The 19671-nt window shown below is 47.2% G+C and carries 16 protein-coding genes; 10 read left to right on the top strand and 6 right to left on the bottom strand.

What is annotated here, in order from left to right:
- Positions 1-3: 3 nt before the first annotated feature.
- The gene (locus V7051_RS12100) at positions 4-3147 is read right to left on the bottom strand and encodes a beta strand repeat-containing protein (RefSeq protein WP_333875223.1); all 3144 of its coding nucleotides are present in this window, start codon (positions 3145-3147) and stop codon (positions 4-6) included.
- A gap of 553 nt (positions 3148-3700) precedes the next feature.
- On the opposite strand from V7051_RS12100, the gene V7051_RS12095 reads away from it, so the two are divergent.
- Positions 3701-4354, top strand: coding sequence for an NBR1-Ig-like domain-containing protein (locus V7051_RS12095; protein ID WP_333875222.1), 654 nt, complete (start codon positions 3701-3703; stop codon positions 4352-4354).
- A 146-nt stretch (positions 4355-4500) separates the two neighbouring features.
- Positions 4501-6540, top strand: coding sequence for a TonB-dependent siderophore receptor (locus tag V7051_RS12090; RefSeq protein ID WP_333875221.1), 2040 nt, complete (start codon positions 4501-4503; stop codon positions 6538-6540).
- 82 nt (positions 6541-6622) lie between these two features.
- Here V7051_RS12090 and V7051_RS12085 read toward each other — a convergent pair whose 3' ends face one another.
- Positions 6623-6946 (bottom strand): rhodanese-like domain-containing protein, encoded by a 324-nt coding sequence (locus tag V7051_RS12085; RefSeq protein ID WP_333875220.1) that lies wholly within the window; start codon positions 6944-6946, stop codon positions 6623-6625.
- A gap of 3 nt (positions 6947-6949) precedes the next feature.
- Positions 6950-8116, bottom strand: a complete 1167-nt coding sequence (locus V7051_RS12080; RefSeq protein WP_333875219.1) for a pyridoxal phosphate-dependent aminotransferase — start codon at positions 8114-8116, stop codon at positions 6950-6952.
- Positions 8117-8228: 112 nt separating this feature from the next.
- On the opposite strand from V7051_RS12080, the gene dksA reads away from it, so the two are divergent.
- Both dksA and gluQRS read left to right on the top strand, forming a co-directional pair.
- A complete protein-coding gene (gene dksA, locus V7051_RS12075) occupies positions 8229-8663 on the top strand; it encodes an RNA polymerase-binding protein DksA (protein WP_333875218.1) in 435 nt (144 codons plus the stop codon).
- Complete coding sequence (gene gluQRS, locus V7051_RS12070) at positions 8663-9655, top strand: tRNA glutamyl-Q(34) synthetase GluQRS (protein WP_333875248.1); 993 nt, start codon at positions 8663-8665, stop codon at positions 9653-9655. The genes dksA and gluQRS overlap by 1 nt, the downstream gene beginning before the upstream one ends.
- Positions 9656-9695: 40 nt before the next feature.
- On the opposite strand, the gene V7051_RS12065 is transcribed toward gluQRS, so the two are convergent.
- Entirely contained in the window at positions 9696-10880 is a 1185-nt protein-coding gene (locus V7051_RS12065) for a GGDEF domain-containing protein (RefSeq protein ID WP_333875217.1), read from the bottom strand.
- Positions 10881-11198: 318 nt separating this feature from the next.
- Between V7051_RS12065 and V7051_RS12060 the strand changes: the two genes are divergently transcribed.
- From V7051_RS12060 to V7051_RS12035, 6 genes are all read left to right on the top strand, one after another.
- Positions 11199-12254 carry an AI-2E family transporter gene (locus V7051_RS12060; protein ID WP_333875216.1) on the top strand — a complete coding sequence of 352 codons (1056 nt, stop codon included), beginning with the start codon at positions 11199-11201 and terminating at the stop codon, positions 12252-12254.
- 120 nt (positions 12255-12374) lie between these two features.
- On the top strand, positions 12375-13766 hold the full coding sequence (locus tag V7051_RS12055) for a DUF2252 domain-containing protein (protein WP_333875215.1): 1392 nt from the start codon (positions 12375-12377) through the stop codon (positions 13764-13766).
- 307 nt (positions 13767-14073) lie between these two features.
- Positions 14074-15762, top strand: a complete 1689-nt coding sequence (locus V7051_RS12050; protein WP_333875214.1) for an ABC transporter ATP-binding protein/permease — start codon at positions 14074-14076, stop codon at positions 15760-15762.
- Positions 15763-15872: 110 nt separating this feature from the next.
- Positions 15873-16007 carry a hypothetical protein gene (locus tag V7051_RS12045; RefSeq protein ID WP_333875213.1) on the top strand — a complete coding sequence of 45 codons (135 nt, stop codon included), beginning with the start codon at positions 15873-15875 and terminating at the stop codon, positions 16005-16007.
- A gap of 74 nt (positions 16008-16081) precedes the next feature.
- On the top strand, positions 16082-16933 hold the full coding sequence (locus V7051_RS12040) for a GNAT family N-acetyltransferase (RefSeq protein WP_333875212.1): 852 nt from the start codon (positions 16082-16084) through the stop codon (positions 16931-16933).
- 225 nt (positions 16934-17158) lie between these two features.
- On the top strand, positions 17159-17791 hold the full coding sequence (locus tag V7051_RS12035) for a hypothetical protein (protein ID WP_333875211.1): 633 nt from the start codon (positions 17159-17161) through the stop codon (positions 17789-17791).
- Between the two features lie 14 nt (positions 17792-17805).
- On the opposite strand, the gene V7051_RS12030 is transcribed toward V7051_RS12035, so the two are convergent.
- Entirely contained in the window at positions 17806-18333 is a 528-nt protein-coding gene (locus V7051_RS12030) for a DinB family protein (protein WP_333875210.1), read from the bottom strand.
- A 146-nt stretch (positions 18334-18479) separates the two neighbouring features.
- Positions 18480-19607, bottom strand: coding sequence for a succinyl-diaminopimelate desuccinylase (gene dapE / locus V7051_RS12025; protein WP_333875209.1), 1128 nt, complete (start codon positions 19605-19607; stop codon positions 18480-18482).
- Between the last annotated feature and the right edge of the window lie 64 nt (positions 19608-19671).

The raw sequence follows: 19671 nt of genomic DNA, 5'->3' as shown, positions 1-19671 counted from the left end.
CAATTACACAAGAATATATTTCAATCCCGTTTGCGCCAAACCGACAAGATTAATGTTTGCAATGTTGACGTCTTGGTTGGCCGCCAGCATAGCTAGAGAAGTTTGGGTGAATTGACCGGAGTTGACCAAATCGGATAGTTGGGAAATAGTGCCGGTCGTTGGCTGTTGCCCAAACAGGTTTTGATAGAGTAGAGCAACTTCATCGGTGGTCGAGAAGCCTTCGCCAAGTTTGGTCTTTAAGACAAGTTGCATGAGGTCGGCATTGCTCATGCCATTGTCTAACAGGTTTAATCCTGCACCGACATAGGCAGTATTACTCACGCTATTACGACCAAAAACCGCGCCCAATATTTTGGCGACTGCTCCGGCGCTGCCATCAAGATCCAAGGCCAGACGAGTGTCGGAAAAGCTCAGGCGCTCGACGTTGCTCAGGGTGTCTTGACCTTCCGCATTTCTTTGCACGGTCCAGGCTGTGGTTGTATGGCGGATGGTATAGTCTGCCGCTGCGGCTGCATAAATCGACGTGTCAATGCCTTCGCCTCCGTTGATAACATCGCTGCCGGCGCCGGAGTTAATGGTGTCGTTACCGTCGCCGGTGATAAATTCGTCGTTAGTGCTGACGGCGGTATTGCTGAAATTATCGTTGCCGCTGCCGGACAGGATCAGCAAGCGTTCGACGCCGGTAATGCTGGAGCCGTTGATGGTTTGCGTGGTGGTGTTGGCGGCGTTATTCCAGGTGATCGCTTGAGTGGCTGCGCTCCAGTCGGCGTACAAAGTATCTGTGCCAATGTTGCCGTTATAGCTTCCGGTGCCGCGCACAATCAGCAGATCATTAGAATTGTAAACGCTGTTATCGTGAGAAGTGGCGGCCGATGCAATGATGTTCAGGTTCTCAATGTCGCTGAAAGTAACGCCAGCCCCTACCCCTCTTAGCCCAAGCTTTACGGCATTACTCAGTAAAGTCTGGATTTGTGCCAAGCTGCTACCAGTACTAACAGCCGTTAATTCCTTACCGGTCGCGTCAACTCCGTTCCAGTAAATTGCATTGGCATGGTAAAAAGGATCGTTATAAGTTGAAGCATCCACCGTCAGGCTGTCCGTGCCTGCGCCGCCATTGATTGTGTCCCCGCTACCTTCATTCCAGTTCGCCACCACGGTGATGCTATCGTTGCCATTTCCCGCGTCAACAGCATCGCTGCCGGCGCCGGCGTTAATGGTGTCGTTACCGGCGCCGGTGATGAATTCGTCGTTAGTGCTGACGGCGGTATTGCTGAAATTGTCGTTGCCGCTGCCGGATAGGATGAGCAAGCGTTCGATGCCGGTAATGCTGGAGCCATTGACGGTTTGCGTGGTGGTGTTGGCAGTGTTATTCCAGGTGATCGCTTGAGTGGCTGCGCTCCAGTCGGCGTACAAGGTGTCTGTACCGATGCTGCCGTTATAGCTTCCGGTGCCGCGCACAATCAGCAGATCATTAGAATTGTAAACGCTGTTATCGTGAGAAGTGGCGGCCGATGCAATGATGTTCAGGTTCTCAATGTCGCTGAAAGTAACGCCAGCCCCTACCCCTCTTAGCCCAAGCTTTACGGCATTACTCAGTAAAGTCTGGATTTGTGCCAAGCTGCTACCAGTACTAACAGCCGTTAATTCCTTACCGGTCGCGTCAACTCCGTTCCAGTAAATTGCATTGGCATGGTAAAAAGGATCGTTATAAGTTGAAGCATCCACCGTCAGGCTGTCCGTGCCTGCGCCGCCATTGATTGTGTCCCCGCTACCTTCATTCCAGTTCGCCACCACGGTGATGGTGTCGTTGCCATCTCCCGCAAAAATAACATCACTGCCGCTATAACCATTGATCGTATTGTTCAACGCATTGCCATAGAGATAATCGTTGCCGCTGGTGCCGTTGAATTCGATTTGTTCCTGGCTGGGCCGGCTGGTTAAAGTGCCGGCGCCGGCGGCGGTGGCCGTGGTTGAATAGTTGACGATGTAGCTGCCGGTGGCGTTAGCCAAGGCATTGTAGGTTTGCGTGTTGTCGTACAGTGAGTACAGATCAGTGTATGCGTCTTCGCCAAATGATGTAGTAAAGCCGGGGATGGTGGTGTTGAATGGGCCGGCCCCGGCTAAATCGAAGTTCAGCGCGGTTAAATCCAGTGTGCAGTTGCCGACGATGCCGGTATCGTTGCGTAGCGTGCCGTTGAGGGTATAGCTCGCATTGATGTTGATGGCGCCATTGCCGGTGGCGGGAGTGGAGAAAATAAAGGCGTCGCCGAGCTGGCCGGTGACGGTTTCGCCGTTATAGCTCGATACCATGGTAACGCCGACGGAGGTGATGTCGAAGGTGAATTTCTGCATGGCGTACAGCGCCGCCGTCAGTTCCGTATCAAACAGGGTGTAATCTAGATGTATACCGTCTTCGCTGCCCAGGGTGTTTTCCAGCATATCCTTATTGCCGTTCGTGTCTCCGAGTAAATAAGCCAGACCGGCGGCTTTGGCTTGAGGCGCGAGGCTTTGCTTTGCGGCAAGCATGGCGACAAGCCGGTCCAGGTCGGCGGAGGCGGATAATATTGGCGAGTCGGATTGATCTTGCGCGGTGACGGATGTGGTGCCGGTTCCGGAGGCGCTGACGACCGGTAGACGGCCGGAAACAGTGAACGGTCCATAGCTGGTTGTTGTATCGGGAGACGACGAGCTAATGTCCAGGAAGTTATATTTTTGAGTAGGAAGGCTGTAGGAAAAATCGGTGGAAGCAACGCCCATGGGGCCGATTTGTATATTGCTCAGGCTGGCGTTGGCACCGAAAGCGGCATAAAACTCGGCGCTTAGGTTGGGACTGACGGTATTGAGCTGGCTATGGGCAGTCCATTGAGAGGTGTCGATGACGAAGCATTCGCCGCTACGCACCACGCTAGGCAGGGAGGCGTTGACTGTCATATCGCAACCGTAGTCTACCGAGCCGCCGGTGGCGGTTAAATTTGCACCGATGGTGGCGGTCGCCGAGAGTGTGTAATCGGCGCTGAAACTGGTTGTGTCTATGCTGCCGCTCACCGAATAAGGATCGCCAAGTTTCCAAAGCCAGCTGCTTTTATCCGAATTCCACATGTTAAGGTTGTCGGCGTTGAAGCTGAAGGTATTGGTTTGAGTCGTCATGGTAATGCCTCTGAGTATTTGAGCAGTTTTGTTTGAAATATAGAGTTAAAAAATTTAGTAGTTGATGTCGCCACTTCTTACATTTTAGTGAATTCGATTCAGTTTTAATGTTATTGGGGAACACTAGTTGTTCGAATCGAGTAGCAATTGTTTCAATATTGAGCGCTATTATGGCAGCTTATCTGTCAAGTTAGGTTGACAGGTTCATGGTTGTTCTATATTTTCTCTTGGTTAATTGAGATCGAATTGCAGGGCGGTGAGGTAAAAGCTTATTTTTTAAGTCGCTAAGGAATCGCTGATTTATTCCGTTCGTGGTGAGCTTGTCGAACCATGATCGGAATAAATCCAATTAAACAAGTAACTTAAAAAGAAATTCGACAGGCTTAGAATGCACGGGGTAATTTAATCAGCGCTTCCCTAAATGAATGTAAGACATTTATAGCGAGATGGTTTTAGAGGATCTCTTTGTTGGAGTAGGTTTTAATTTTTAATGCTAAGTTTTTGATCTAAAATAGAATTTTTTGTGCTGCGTTATTAACCTAAATTATTTTTCATGTCTCTTTACGAATTTTCTGAATATGTTAAACAACGTGCTGATGCACTTGGCCTGAGCATGTCCGAACTGGCTAGACAAACTTGTATATCCCGACAAGGCTTGTATAGCATGTTGAATGGAACGACAGGACAGGCAAAAATTTCAACGTTGATTGCTTTGGCAAAGGCTCTGCAGGTGCATCCAATGGTGTTGTTTCGGCATTTGATGCATCAACTGGAGTTGTCTAAGTTTTCCACGACTGGGGCGAAGTATCAATTTGACGCTAGCGGCTTTGTACAGGATGTGACGATTCCCGATAACACAACGGTGGTGACCGATCAGGTGTTTACCAAGGTGTGGGAGATCCAGAATATCGGTCATGTCGATTGGGTGGGGCGGAAATTGGTTTGCATGGATCAGATGGTGAATGTTCCTTCTGTTCCCGGTCATATTTCTGCTCCTGAACTCCGACGCGGGTTAATACCCAGTCGGCGTGTTATCGATATTCCCGAAACGTTGCCGGGCGATTCCGTGATTTTAAGTGTGGAGTTTAAGGCGCCTTCTTATCCGTGTTCAGTACTTTCTTATTGGAAAATGACCGATGAACATGAGGCAATTTGTTTTCCAGAAACCGAGGGTCTGTCTTGTATGGTGCGAGTGGTTAGTTTGTAAATTATTGTTGGTTCTCCAATTTCCAGAAGGGGAATTTTGAAGGCGAAGCTTATAGTTTCGCGAAATAGGAAATTGCAGCCTTGCGACAAAGCACATTTAAACTTTCAAGCTGGAGCTTGAAAACTGATCCATTAATAATTTTTCTGATGTTCCAACTTTTATTTTTTCTGTGCGCGTTATTGAGCTGTCCGGTTTATGCGGCTGAATCCACGCTGACGTTAGATTCTTTGGTCGTTACAGCGCCACGTATTTCAGAGTATTACAACGCGACTGCCGATACAGCTACCCGAGCCCAAGCATCGACACTGGCAACCCCATTTTCAGTAGGCGTGGTTAACCAAGCATTGTTGCAAGACAGTATGGCTTTGCGGCTGGAAGACACTGCAATGTTTTTCAGTGGAGTTCAACCAAGTTCTGCCGATTCCGGGTTTAATACCGATTTGCGGATACGTGGTTTTACCACCGCCGGTAGCGCTTATCTCGATGGTGTGCTGGATAACCAGCATTTTCAAGTCAGGGATATGGCTTTGGTTGAGAAAATTGAGATTTTAAAAGGCCATTCTTCGGTATTGTACGGTTCCGGTTCGCCGGGCGGCACTGTCAATTACATCAGCAAAAAGCCGCTGGAGCAGTTTAAACATTCGGTGAGTTATGAGGCTGGCAGTTATGATTTTAATCGTGCGGTCGCCGATAGCACCGGTCCATTGAATGAAGATAAGACAGTGCTTTATCGTGTTATTGCCGCCGGACAGTTGGCCGATGATTTCCGTAAAAATATCACTAATGACCGGGTAACTGTTGCGCCGTCGTTAACCTGGATTTATCAGCCGGGCAGTTCTCTGGATGTTGGTTTTGAGTACAGTAATCAAAATCAACCTTATCGGTTCGACAATGTTTTTACTCAGAATCATGTGGTTTACGACCGGTCATATGTCGATCCACGCACTCGTTCAGACAGGCACTATTGGCGTTTTAGTGCCGCGCTAAAACAAGCGTTGTCGGATAACTGGTCATTGCATTTTACCAGCCATTACTTTCATGTTGAGCGTGAAGACTTATTGTTCGGGTTTTTTACCTTTGAAACGCCAACGACGCTTAGCGGTTATTATCGTAATATTCATGATCATTACGATCAATATAGTTTGCGCACCGAAATTCATGGCCAGCTTGAAATATGGGGAAGCCAGCATCATTTGATTAGCGGTGTCGAGCGGAATGCTTCTGACGATCGCCTGAACAGCGATCGTCGTATTGGAGGCTATACACTCGATGTTTATAATCCTGTTTTCAATTATCCCATTCCGGCAACGACCCGGTTAGATAAAGATTTAACTCAGTTAGAATACGGCTTTTATTTAAACGACCAGATTGATATAACCCGGTTTTGGCATGTAACGAGTGGCATGCGTTATAGCTCGTTTAATGGTAACAGCTTTCAAAATGATCTATTTGTGCCTGTAACCGACCAGAATGCATTTACTTATAATACTGGCCTGTCGTTTACTCCAATTGATGATGTTGCCGGATATTTTGGTTATAGTCAGTCGTTTCAACCCAACTCGGGAACAGACCGGAATCTCAATTTTTTACCTGCCAAACAAGGCGATATGTATGAGTTTGGTGTCAAATCGGCATGGCTCAATAAGCGTTTGAACCTGTCTGCAGCCGTATACCAATTGACTCAAAATAATCTTCCTGCTCGCGATCCGCTTGACCCTGATTATTCGATTGCTAATGGAGCGGTACGCGGTCGCGGTTTTGAGTTGGATGTCAGCGGGCAAGTTTCTGAGCGTTTGCAAATAGTCGCCAACTACAGTTTGATGGATACTGAGCTCATTCGGCATCCAGTCTATCAAGGTAATGTATTTCGTAGCACCCCAAAGCATAGCGGTACTCTATGGGGGTATTATCAATTACCTATCGTCGGTTTGCCTGGTCAGTTTAAGATCGGAGGTGGTTTGGTATTTGTAGGCAGACGATTTGGCGATGATGCGAATAGTTTTGAAGTGCCCGGCTATGTGAGGCCAGACCTTGTTGCCCATTATCAATTTGATCAGATCGACTTTCGTTTAAAAGTTGAAAATATCACGGATCAGCGCTACGTCAGTAGCTCAATATTTGATGATACGGTTATCCAAGGTAATCGTCGGACTGCTTTATTTTTGGTTGCGATGAAGTTTGATTAAATTCATCGCAACAACTGTGAATTAAACAAAAAGTGCGGTTTTTGCGCTTATGCGGTTTTTTGTTAATTGACAAAGCCGCTATTTAATATCGCGGCACCGAATTATCGCAATTAGATGACCATGCATCGATTCCGCCTTCTAAATTTAAAACATTCTTAAATCCAGAATTAACAAGATACATACAGGCTTGCCGGCTACGCACGCCATGATGGCAAATGACTACCATTTCTTGTTGCGGGTCCAGCTCACTGAGTCTTTCCGGAATCTGATTAAGCGGAATTAAAACACTGTCTTCTATGCGGGCGTATTGAAACTCGTTGGGTTCCCTGACATCCAGCAAAAATAGATGTTCTTCATTTTGAATTCTGGCTTTTAATTCTGTCGCTGATATTTGTCTTATGGACATGGCTTATCCTTTGTTAATAAATTTTTCTAAACGTTGCATGGCGACCGCCATTCTATCGATGGATGTTGTATAAGCAAAGCGGATATAGTGATTAGCTTCATGGGTGCCGAAATCCTTGCCCGGTGTTATCGCAACGCCTTCAGCCTCTAATAAATCCAGGGCGAATTGATAGCTGTCATCGGTAAATTTGGAACAGTTGGCATAAATATAAAATGCGCCATCTGGTTTAATGGGGATTTCAAAACCCAGGCGCAACAATGCGTCATAAAGGAAATTACGTCTGGCTTCAAATTCAGTACGCCTATGTTCAAGCTCGGCTAACGTACTCTCATCAAATGCTGCTAATGCGGCATATTGCGAATGGGTTGCGGTGGCGATAAATATATTTTGCGCCAGTCTTTCGGTTGCCTCGACAAATTCCTCAGGCACTATCACCCAGCCGACGCGCCAGCCGGTCATGCCGAAATATTTGGAAAAGCTGTTGATAACAAATACATTGTCGCTAAAAGCCAGTGCGGTCGAGGCGCTTTCATCGTAAACCAGTCCATGATAAATCTCATCGGAATAAAAACAGCCGCCTAATTCATTCACGGTGTGAATGGCCTGATTTAATTGATCCGGAGCGATGATGGTGCCGGTAGGATTTGACGGCGATGCAATCAACGCGCCTTTAGTGGCTTGGGTCCAATGTTGTCTGATATGCGCCGCTGTCAGCTGATAGCGGCTTGTGGCATCGACCGGAACGGTTCTGGCTTTACCGTCAAACAATTTAACAAAATTGCTGTTACACGGATAACAGGGGTCCGCCATCAGCAGTTCTTCGGCTGGGTTAAGGCTGACGCCAAGCGCCAATAAAAACGCCCCGGAAGCTCCCGGCGTGACAAAAATACGTTTTTTGTCTACCGTCACCGCGTAACGCTGTTGATAAAACTCCGCTATTTTTTCTCGCAGCTCCGGTAATCCGGCTGCCGGGGTATATTTCACTTCACCGGTTTCAAGCTGTCTGATGCCCGCTTCAACAATGGTCTGCGGTGTAGCAAAGTCAGGTTCGCCGATTTCCATGTGAATGACATCATTACCCTGCATCTCCAATTGTTTTGCGCGTCGCAGTAGCTCCATCACATAAAAGGGTGAAATTCCCTGAGTCCGTTTTGCCAGTCGTACGCTCATAAAATTGACACTAATCACAAAAGAGCAGAATCATACCAATAAACCTTGCTATCCGGTTGCTATTCTGCTAAAAATGCGCGGTTTTATTTAATCTTGTCTTAGGAGTTAATGGATGACCGAAAATTCTAAAACTGGCGCATCACCTTTCAGTTTTAAGCCTTATCAAGAAAAAGAGGGCGAAGAATATATGAATAGTGCTCAATTAGAGCATTTTGAGACTATTCTTAAAAACTGGAAAGGCGAATTAATGCATGAAGTAGATCGCACCGTGCACCATATGCAGGATGATGCATCTAATTTTCCTGATCCTAATGACCGAGCATCTCAAGAGTCAGAATTCAGTCTGGAGTTAAGAACTCGTGATCGTGAGCGGCGGCTGATTAAGAAAATTGATGAATCCCTTAAAGAAATTGAATCAGGGGATTATGGCTATTGTGAGTCTTGCGGCATTGAAATCGGCATACGTCGATTGGAAGCCAGACCCACTGCCAGCTTGTGCATCGACTGCAAGACGCTCGATGAAATTCGTGAAAAACAAATGGGTTAATTCTGGATAAATACCCCCCCATTGGCCGGTTTGCACCTTCGCCTACCGGCCCCTTACACCTCGGTTCGCTTTATACGGCTCTTGCCGGTTTTCTTCACGCTCGCTCACAGCAAGGTTTGTGGCTGTTACGCATTGACGATCTCGATATCCCCAGAAACGTAAAAGGCTCTGCCGATGGGATATTAAAAACCCTGGAGTCTTTCGGCCTGTTTTGGGACGGTGAGGTTTATTATCAAAGCAGACATATCGATATTTATAACGATATTATCAACGGCTTGCAAAATAATAAACTGATCTATGCTTGCACATGCAGCAGAAAAACGCTGGCAGCTAGCAATAGAGGGCAATCGCAGTCCGGTATCTACCCCGGTATTTGTAGAGACCGACAAACCCTTCCTGCGGCTGCCAGAAATGACGGAAGCGCCGCAATCGGTACAACTGTAGGGATGCAGGAGGTAGAGCAACTCAGGGAGCAGTTGCCCAGACATGACCCTCATGCACTGCGCATTAAAGCCGATAATTGCATCATTACATTTCAGGATGAACTGCAAGGCCGTATTTCCCATAATCTTGCCGAGCAAGATGGCGATTTTATCGTAAAGCGCAAAGACGGGATTATTGCCTATCAATTTGCGGTGGTGATTGATGATGACTTGCAGCGCGTCAATCATATCGTCCGCGGCTTTGATTTGCTGGATGAAACACCTAAACAAATTTACCTGCAACAACTGCTGGGATTTCCTACACCGGGCTATATGCATGTTCCTGTTATTATTGACGAACAAGGCTATAAGCTCAGCAAACAGACACAGGCAATGGCGGTTGACTTAACTTCGCCTGATCGCGTTATTTTTGAGTTGCTGGTTTTATTAAAACAAAATCCACCGATTGAACTACAACAAGCCCCGGTAACAGAGTTACTTGGCTGGGCGATTGAGCATTGGAATCCGGTTTTGTTGAAAAATGCTCATGCCGTTAGTTGCGATTATTAGCGGAACAAAAACTAATACAAAAAGCCTGCTTATTGGAAAGCTAGACATTAACCTGATTTAAGCAAGATGAATGCATGACTACCCGGTTGCGGCCTTCCTGCTTGGCACGGTACATTGCCAGGTCGGCGGCGGCTACTAGCGAGTCGAATTCCACTCCGGCATATATTGAATCAGACACCCCGATGCTGATGGTGCTATGCAGGGTTTCCCCGCCGAATTCCATTACCAGCGCAGCATAGCTTTGACGTAAGCGATCAGCCAGTATCCAGGCATCCTTTTCGATGGTGGACGGCAGCAAAATACAGAATTCCTCACCTCCGTAGCGGGCAAAGTAGTCATCGATACGAATGGTTTTTTGCGCCACTGTAGCCAGACGCCTCAATACCTCGTCTCCCACCGGGTGACCGTAACGGTCATTGATAGATTTGAAGTGGTCGACATCAATCATCATGATTGCCAGCGCATCTCCGGTACGGGTACATCGTGCGGACAAGCGGGCCGCTTCCTGTTCCAGGCTTCGTCGATTCAGTGCTCCGGTCAGCGCATCACTTAATGCTAATTTTTGCAGATCCGCAGAAAGCCGGTAATTCAGCATCAGCACGAAGCCGAAGGCCAGACACATTTGCGCCATGCTGCCAATAAAAAAACTTGCCGGATTGATGGGAATCTGCAGATAAAGACCATAGCTATTGGCCGGAGCGAGATAAACGATTATCCCTCTTAACAGTAGCGTCACCGCAACCACCGCGAATGATGCACCGGTAAACCAATACGCGGTACGTAACGGTTGCTCTATGCGGATGAACAAGGCACGGGCGCAGGCTGCATTGCATAAGGCGAACACGAACGAATTGGAGACGACTCGAGCATGAATATCAGGATGAAGGGCGACGAACCAAACGCTTTGAATAAACACCAGTCCGGCCAACGACCATGGAATGTACCTGTTGCAGAGTCCGGTCTTGAAAGCTTGAATGCCGTTGAATTGCAAGCCCATCCCTGCTGCTGCCAACGTAGAGCCGATTACTAGAACCCAAGTACTACCGGGTAATTCCTGTTGAAAATAGGAAAAGCCCAAACCCAGACCTATGCATAAACCGCCTATTGCCCAATGCTGAACTCCGCGGGTATTGCCGGCATGCAGTCCAGCTAATGTCAACAGACCGGAAAACAGCAGGATCAGCGCGGACATCATCACCAACATCGTGCGAGAGTCGAGATTCATTACGTCATCCGATAATTAGCGGAAATCTTAAATTGAATGTGCACAATAATCCTAATTACGGTCGGTGCCACAAGGTGTTGCGTATTTCCAGCATAAGTTGCCGACCTATGAAGGTGTAGCGATGTAGGTTGATATGTTCTGTTGCCGATAATGCAACCATTTCATTATATAGCAGACGGTCCATAATGACAGAACTGAATAATTACAATCTATCAGGATAAAACTTATTACGTATATTGCTGATAATTAAACGACTACGGCATACAATGTTGGTTAAATATCGTGTTGATCATTACTTTTATTTTTTGAGTCGCAGACATGAATAATTATCTAGGTAATACAGAAATACGACAGCTTATTCCCGGTATTTTATTGGTCGGTCTTTTATTGCTCGGCTTTATGGTACTGCGTGAGTTTTTGCTTACCTTGACCTGGGCGCTGATTATCGCCTATGTAGTATGGCCGCCTTACCGTTACTTAAGGCAGCAACTCAAAGGTAATGCAACGCTCAGCGCAGCGGTAATGACAGCGATTATTGCAGTGATGATCTTCCTGATAGTCTTCTGGCTGGTTGCGATGTTGCAAGATGAGCTGAGAATCGCTTATCAAACGCTAGTGAGCGGCTTTGGTCAGGATCCTTATCGTTTGCCGGATTTTATCAATCGCATTCCCTGGTTGGGCGATACGGCGCAGCAATGGCTGAACAGGTTATCGGGTGACCAAGCGGCAGTGATGTCGCAGTTTGCGGGCTGGGCGCAGCAATGGTCAGGTGAGTTTGCCAAGTTCCTCGGCGGTATCGGCCGCTACATTATGAAGTTGGGCGTTATCCTGGTTACGGTGTTTTTTTGTTTGCGCGACGGTGACAAGGCGGTGAGGCAGCTGCATCAAGGTTTGGTGCGATTTTTGGGCAAATATCAACATATCTATCTGCAAGCGGCCGGAAACACTACCCGGGCCGTGGTCTACGGTCTGGTGCTCGCCGCATTGGGGCAGGGCATGCTGGCCGGATTGGGTTACTACGTTGCCGGTATCAAAGCGCCCGTGCTGTTCGGTGCGGTGACAGCGCTGTTAGCGCTGGTTCCGATGGGGGCAACATTGGTATGGATGCCTTTAGGTATCATGCTGATACTGACAAATCAGCATTGGCAAGGCATAGGGCTTTTGCTCTGGGGTTTTTTGGTAGTGAGTACGGTAGATAATGTGATCAGGCCGTTGGTTATAAGCGGGGCAGGGCAGATACCTTTTTTAGTGGTATTATTCGGCGTTCTTGGCGGACTTTCAGCTTTCGGCGCTGTCGGGCTTTTTTTGGGGCCGGTGATTCTGGCCGTCCTGCTGGCCGTATGGCAAGCGTGGCTAAAAATTGCAACAGTATGAAAAAGATGTGTCAGTTAGTCTGTGCCGTGTTTGCACTGTCATCATATAATCATACAGCCTGACTATAATCCTGCGTGATGTACAATTTTGACAGTCATACAATTGCGAAAGGATATTCCCATGAAATTACGCACAATATTCGCTACAGGTCTTGTCCTGTCAGCTTTTTCAGTAACTATGACAACTACTTCGGCTGAAGCGGCGACCAGCCGTCAATCTTGGCTGGTTCAACAAATTTATAATTACAATCACCCCTTTGCGGCAAATCTTCCCGGTGAATTGGCCACTAAAATGACCAAAATGGCCACCAGCGCTTTTTATTTTTACCGGGGTACGGCGCATCTGTTTTACCAAGATGTCAAGAATACGGCGGTATGGCCCGTTTCCTGGTATACCAATGCCGTTACCAACAGTGTCTGGCTAGAGGGCGATATGCACATGCAAAACATGGGCGGCTTACGCGATGCCAATGATAATGCGGTATTTGATACCAACGACTTCGATGAAGGTTACTGGGGATCTTATACTTGGGATTTGCGCCGTATGGCGGTTGCCATTCTGTTAGCTGCCGAGGAAAACGGTATCAGCAGCACGGATCGCCAATCGTTGGTAAAAAACTTTATCGATAGCTATGCAAGTCAGATTGCTGCGTTTAAAGGAAATGATAACGAACTAAGCTATCGTTTGACTACCAGCAATACTAACGGTGTTGTTAAAGATACTATTCAGGCCGCTGACGATAAAACGCGCTCCAGCCTGCTATCCAAATACACGGTGGTCAGTGGTAATCAACGCTATTTTTCGGCGATCAGCGGTTCTTTGCAACCTGTAAATAGCACTACCTTGACAGCCATTAATGCCGCAATGCCCGGTTATATCAATTCCATCGCTTCATCCAAACGTAAAAGTAACGGTTATTATGTACTGAAAGATGCCGCATTGCGCTTAGGCTCCGGCACCGGCAGTCTAGGTCGTTATCGTTATTATCTGTTGATTGATGGCCCGTCAACAGATATCAATGACGATGTTATTCTGGAAATGAAACAAGAAACCGATAGTGCGGTTGCTATCGCCGTGCCGGGCAACATGCCGGCCTGGACTTATGATTATGATAATAGTTCGCGCGTTACTAAAAGCATGAAAGCTATGCTGAATAATACTGATGTTTTAGTCGGTTATACGCCTTTGAATGGCTTATCGTTTTTCTTGCATGAGCGTTCACCTTATCAGGAGGATTTTGACTACACGCTGTTGACCGGCTATACCAAGTTCAATGATGCAGTAGTTTACATGGGTAAGATTGTGGCAAAAAACCACGCTTTGGCCGATAAGGATTATGACGCCGTATTGATTCCGTACAGTATGGACAAAGAAATCACCGATGTTATCAATGGTGACGTGTCCGGCTTAAAAGCGGAAACGCTGAGCTATGCCTTGAGTTATACCGCACAGGTAAAGCAGGATTATATTGACTTTGTTAATGCTAAAAACAGTGGTGCGGTATTTTATTAATAGTAAATGGTCTGCATGGAGTGCAACTGAATAGGGCGTCGTATTACATGAATCTGATCGGTTTAACAACCGACGCTCCTAAGCGCTAATTTAAAGAGTCAAACCATGAAAAAAGCCAGGCTAAAAGCTTTGTATTCATCATATCTTCACGGGTTATGAATTACCGCGGACATTAATTAAGTTACAAAATTGTGAAAACCGGAAAAATTCCACTAGAATTGTCGGCTGGTAGAGACGAGGCATACTATAAAAATAAAAAGCCGCGTCTTGATGTGTTATTAATTCCAGCCTAACGCGGAGTTTTCCTTTGCAATTTTCAAACGGGTTTTTCATTCAATTCATTCGGTTAGCGGGGCCTTTTTGGCATTCTGAAAATAAATCCGCTATTCGCAGTCTGGCATTGGCTCTATTTATGCTCACCGTGATGCAGATCGGCATTGCTGTCGTTATCACGGTATGGAGTGCCGATCTTTTTAATGCGCTTGAACAACGCTCAATGAGTGGGTTATTTACACAGATCGGCCTTATCGTACTGATTTTTGCAGCCAATATAGCGGTCACCACCGCGCATTTTAAAGTCAAGCGGCGCCTGCAACTCGACTGGCGGAGCTGGTTAACGCACCATTTGATCAGTAAATGGATGACCGATGGCCGCCATTACCTGGTTACCCATATTCAAGGAACGCATGATAATCCTGATGGCCGAATCGCCGAAGATATCCGTATTGCAACTGAATCCGCTATCGAACTTTCTCACTCGTTAATTTATTGCTCGCTGGTGCTGATCAGTTTTACCAAAATTCTCTGGACGCTTTCCGGCACCGTTACCCTCAATTTGTGGTTTATTGAGATTCCGATTCACGGGCATTTGGTTTGGCTGGCTATTATCTATGCGGCTTGTGCTTCCGCTTTGGGGTGGTGGTTGGGTCGGCCCTATACGCTTGCCACTGATGCCAGACAAACCGTAGAAGCTAATTTCAGATTCGGCTTGGTAACTGCCAGAGAAAATTCCCTTGCGATTGCCCTGGTTCATGGTGAGGCCAATGAGCAGAGTCGTTTTGTCATTCTTTTTAAAGATATTGTCCACGCCTGGCAACGGCAAACCCTTGCTTGGTCGCATTTATTCATGCTGACTTCCGGCTATTCGGTGTTGTCGATGGCGTTCCCCATTCTGGTGTCTGCGCCTCGCTATATTCTAGGTAGTATCCCGCTCGGCGCGTTGATGCAATCAGCTCAGGCATTCCAGCAAATGGCTGGAGCATTGTCCTGGCCGGTTGATAATATGGCCAGAGTCGCAGAATGGAGGGCTTCAGTCGAGCGGGTATTGGGCTTGTCTAACGGACTAGAGCGACTGGAACAGGAAATCGCCCTTCATGATCCGCATCGAATTCATCTGAAAAAAACAGAACAGGCTGTTTTACGTTTTTCCGATCTGTGTATTATCAGGCTGGACGGCGTGGTGTGCGTGCACTCGATTAATGCCGAAATTAAGCCGGGAGAGCGCGTACTGATTACCGGCAATGCCTTTACCGGCTCCAAGTTGTTTAAGGCGATAGTCGGTCTCTGGCCTTGGGGAGAAGGTGTTATTGAGTTACCGCAAGATCCTGTATTTTTTATGCCGCCACGACCTTATTTGCCGACTGGAACCTTGAAAGCGGCAATCTGTTATCCGTCAACCCATGGAGAATATACCGATTCTGCACTTGCGGAGGCGCTTAAGCTGGTAGATTTGGAAGAATTGCAGGAGCAACTCGATCATATAGATAATTGGGCGGGAGCGCTTTCCCGTGAGCAACAACAGCGCCTGGGTGTAGTTCGATTGTTGTTACAGCAACCCAAGTGGATCTTGTTGCAAGAGTCGATGGACTCGCTTGATTCTTCATGCGAAATGAAAATGCTGCGATTGATCGCCCAAAAACTTCCTGATGCGGCGATACTGACGATTACCAACGAACCTATGGCTGAGGGCTTTCATCAGCGGCGGATTGTACTGTAATTGTCCCAGCCTGCTTAACAAGGATAAAATTAAAGCATGACTTTGCTAATAAATGCGGCAAAAAACTACGTGGCGTTAATCTGGGCGTATGGCTGGTACTTGAAAAATGGATGACGCCCAGCGTTTTCGAAGGTCTGGAAGCGGTAGATGAAACCAGTTTTTGTGTCGAGATGGAAGCCAATGCAGAACAGGCGCTCATGCCGGCTACGGCGAATATCGCCATCCTTTTGTGCAAGGCGGCATAGCTGTTCTTGATTGGGCCTTCGACTGGACCGCTCCAAGTGAGTCACTATTTGATCGTAAAGCATGAGGCCATTTTATGACATCACCCAATTACAAAATCAGAACAATGTCCCGTGACGAAATCAATATGGCTATTGATTGGGCGGCAACCGAAGGATGGAATCCGGGCTTGTATGATGCCGACTGCTTTTATGCAACAGACCCGGAAGGCTTTCTTGTGGGGGAACTCAATAATGAACCGATTGCAACTATTTCCTCAGTGAAATACGGTCAGACATTCGGCTTTGTGGGGTTTTATATTGTTAAGCCTGAGTATCGCGGACAAGGCTATGGCATTCAAATATGGAATGCCGGTCTTGAACGGCTATCAGGACGAAATGTTGGGCTTGATGGCGTTGTTGCGCAATTGGACAATTATAAAAAATCAGGTTTTGAACTCGCGTATCGAAACATGCGCTACGAAGGGCTGAGCGGGGGCGGCCAAACTGTAAATCCGGAAATTATTGATTTGTCACACCTGTCTTTTGACACTGTCAAAGCTTATGATCAGCCATTTTTTCCTGATCAAAGAGCTCAATTTCTTAAACCATGGCTAAATCAACCCAAGAGCATTGCATTGGGTATCATGCAAAAAGGTAAGCTTTCAGGCTATGGAGTGGTTAGACCTTGTCGGTCGGGATATAAAATCGGACCGCTTTTTGCGGACAGCCCGGAGTTGGCGGAAGCTCTTTTTAGTGTTTTAAAATCCAGGGTTGAGCCGGAAAAACCAATATATTTGGATGTTTCTGAATTGAATCAGGATGCGGTTGCCTTGGCTAAAAAGCATAATATGCATTTGGTTTTTGAAACAGCAAGAATGTATACAGGCGCCTTTCCTGATTTGCCGCTAAACAGGCTTTTTGGTGTTACCACCTTTGAATTGGGTTGAGCATAAAAAGAAGCATGAATGTAGAGAGTGTCTTGCCATTTCCTAGCAAAATCCGCTTAAGAAGCAGCGCGTGGGAATGAGTATATTCTTTCCGCTGGCTAAGTTTACTACGATTTGACGATAAACCCTTTATAACGTTTAATGTGACCTTTTCGCTTATTTCGCCTTTATTCACAGCGTTTTTTTACGCTATCTTCCGGCCGGTTAAAAGAGAGATATTTAGAAATGCAGACACAATTTCTATCAGCTTTACCCGATAAGATTCACAACAACAATAAACGTTCAACAACTAAAATATCCCGGTTTTGGACCGTTTTATCGGCGTTATTTTTAACGCTGTTGTTTTCCGCACCAAGTTACAGCCACAGAGGAGCGCTTGATGAGGTCGATGTTTGCCGCATCAGGGTTGGTACCGGAAAAATCCACTTTACCGCTTATACGCCGACATTTACCCAAAGCGAGGGCTATTGCCGCTTTATCCGGAATGTGGGTTTGACCAACCTGGTTTTCGATTATGAGGGCAAAAAACTCAGGGATGTCTCAGTAGAGTTTGAAGTAACTAAAGAGCCCGAAGGGACGCGCATTTTTTATCTGGAGCCGCAAAAAACTAAAACAGGAACAATTAAAGCGGATATCGATTTTTCCAAATACGGTGCCGGGGATTATCTTGCGCATGTGACTATCGGTCATGACGGAGAGAAATTGGATACGCATTTACCGTTTGTCGTGGGCGCTGAAGAAGCGAAAACCCCATGGGGTAAGTATTTGTTTTTTGTCATATCCGTGGCGGTGTTGACGGCTATAGGCATTACCGTATTAACCCGCAAATACAGTAATCAAGAGAATACAGATTCTTAGTAAACCGTTACCAGTCACTCCGACGTTATCAGCGCCACCAAATCGGTGACGCCAACGTCTAATCCTTGTTGCGACAGCAAAGTCGTCGCTTGACCCCGGTGATGGGTCTGGTGATTAAAGAAATGCAGCATCAGGCTGGCGAATTTTTTTACCGCTGCTTCGCCTTTCATATTGCGATATGCGAGTTTATGGTTCAGATCGGATGCGTCGAGTTGTTCGCACCAGTTTATTATCGTGATGTCCAATTTTCGACGTTCCTCGCTTAATACGGTAAAGTCATCAAGCAGGGTTTGCGTCAGAGCCAGCGGTTTTTGCATTGAACGAACCTCATCCAGCGCCGGATGTTGAGAAGGGTGCTCGGAAAAGCGTTGCAGCCAGATAATATCGGCCACCATGATATGGTTCAAGGTACCCAGCACCGAGCCGAAAAACGCACCGCGATCCCTGGCAAGCGCATCGGCAGGCAATTGGGCTACGGTGTTGTAGAGCTTGTCGTTCATCCATTGGTTGTAACGACTCAATAAGCGTAAATGCTCAAGCATGGTAAGGTTCCTGTTTACAAATTCGGGGCTGCAGGTAAGGTCATATGTTGGGTTAGCGTAGTGTAACCCAATATTTTTCGAGTGCAGTGTTGGGCGGCGGCTAGCGCCTCGGCAATTGCTCTGCATCCATGCAGTCGTAACTCAACCTACACCAGCAAATTAACCAACAACTGTTCATAAATATCGGACAAAGTCTTAAGGTCATCAACGCCGATATGTTCGTTGATTTTATGAATGCTTTCATTTAACGGGCCGAGTTCGATGACCTGTGCACCGGTTGGCGCGATAAAGCGTCCGTCCGAGGTACCGCCGCCGGTGTCGTCCAAAGTTTCAACGCCGGTTACGGTTTTGATTGCGGCATGGGCTGCATCGATTAATGCGCCAGGTTGGGTTAAGAAAGGATTGCCGGACAAGCGCCATTCCAGTTCGTATTTAAAATCGTATTTGTCCAGTATTGCGTGGGTGCGTAGCTTGATAGTTTCTTCGTTCAGTTCGGTGCAAAAACGCAGGTTGAACTGTACGTTTACGCTGCCGGGGATGATGTTTTCCGCACCGGTTCCGGCATTGATATTGGAGACCTGCAAACTGGTCGGCGGGAAAAACTCATTGCCGTGATCCCAGACTTCTTCGGTCAGGTCTTTTAACGCCGGGGCAAAACTGTGTATCGGGTTGTCGGCAAGTTCGGGATAAGCGACGTGGCCTTGTATGCCTGCAATGGTCAGTTTAGCGCATAAAGAGCCGCGACGGCCGACGCGAATCACGTCGCCGATTTTTTTATCGCTGGACGGCTCGCCGACCAGGCACCAGTCTATTTTCTCGTTGCGCTGCTCCAGCACTTCAACGACTTTAACTACTCCGTTGGTGGCGATGCCTTCTTCGTCGCTGGTCATCAGCACCGCGATAGAGCCTTGATGGTCCGGATGCCTGGCAATAAAGCGCTCGACGGCGGTAATAAAACAGGCGATGCCGCCTTTCATATCGGCGGCGCCGCGGCCGTAAAGCTTGCCGTCACGAATGGTCGGTTCAAATGGCGGTGAAACCCAGGCCTCCAACGGGCCGGTAGGCACGACATCGGTGTGGCCGAGGAAGGTCAGCAGCGGCTTTTGATCGCCGCGTCTCAGCCAGATATTTTGGGTGTCGTCAAAGTCCAGGCGTTCTTCTTTGAAGCCCAGTTTGGTTAAACGTGCGGCCAGCACATCCTGGCAGCCGGCGTCTTTTGGGGTTACCGATTCGCGGCTGATAAGGTCTTTTAGCAGTTCTAGTGTATCGCTCATAATAATGTTCTCGTTCCCTCATATCGTATGAGAATGTCATGGTTGACGCGTTGCGTTCCGTGTT

This window comes from Methylobacter sp. (genome assembly GCF_036845245.1).
Lineage (GTDB): Bacteria > Pseudomonadota > Gammaproteobacteria > Methylococcales > Methylomonadaceae > Methylobacter_A.
This window is presented reverse-complemented; position numbering and strand designations above follow the sequence as displayed.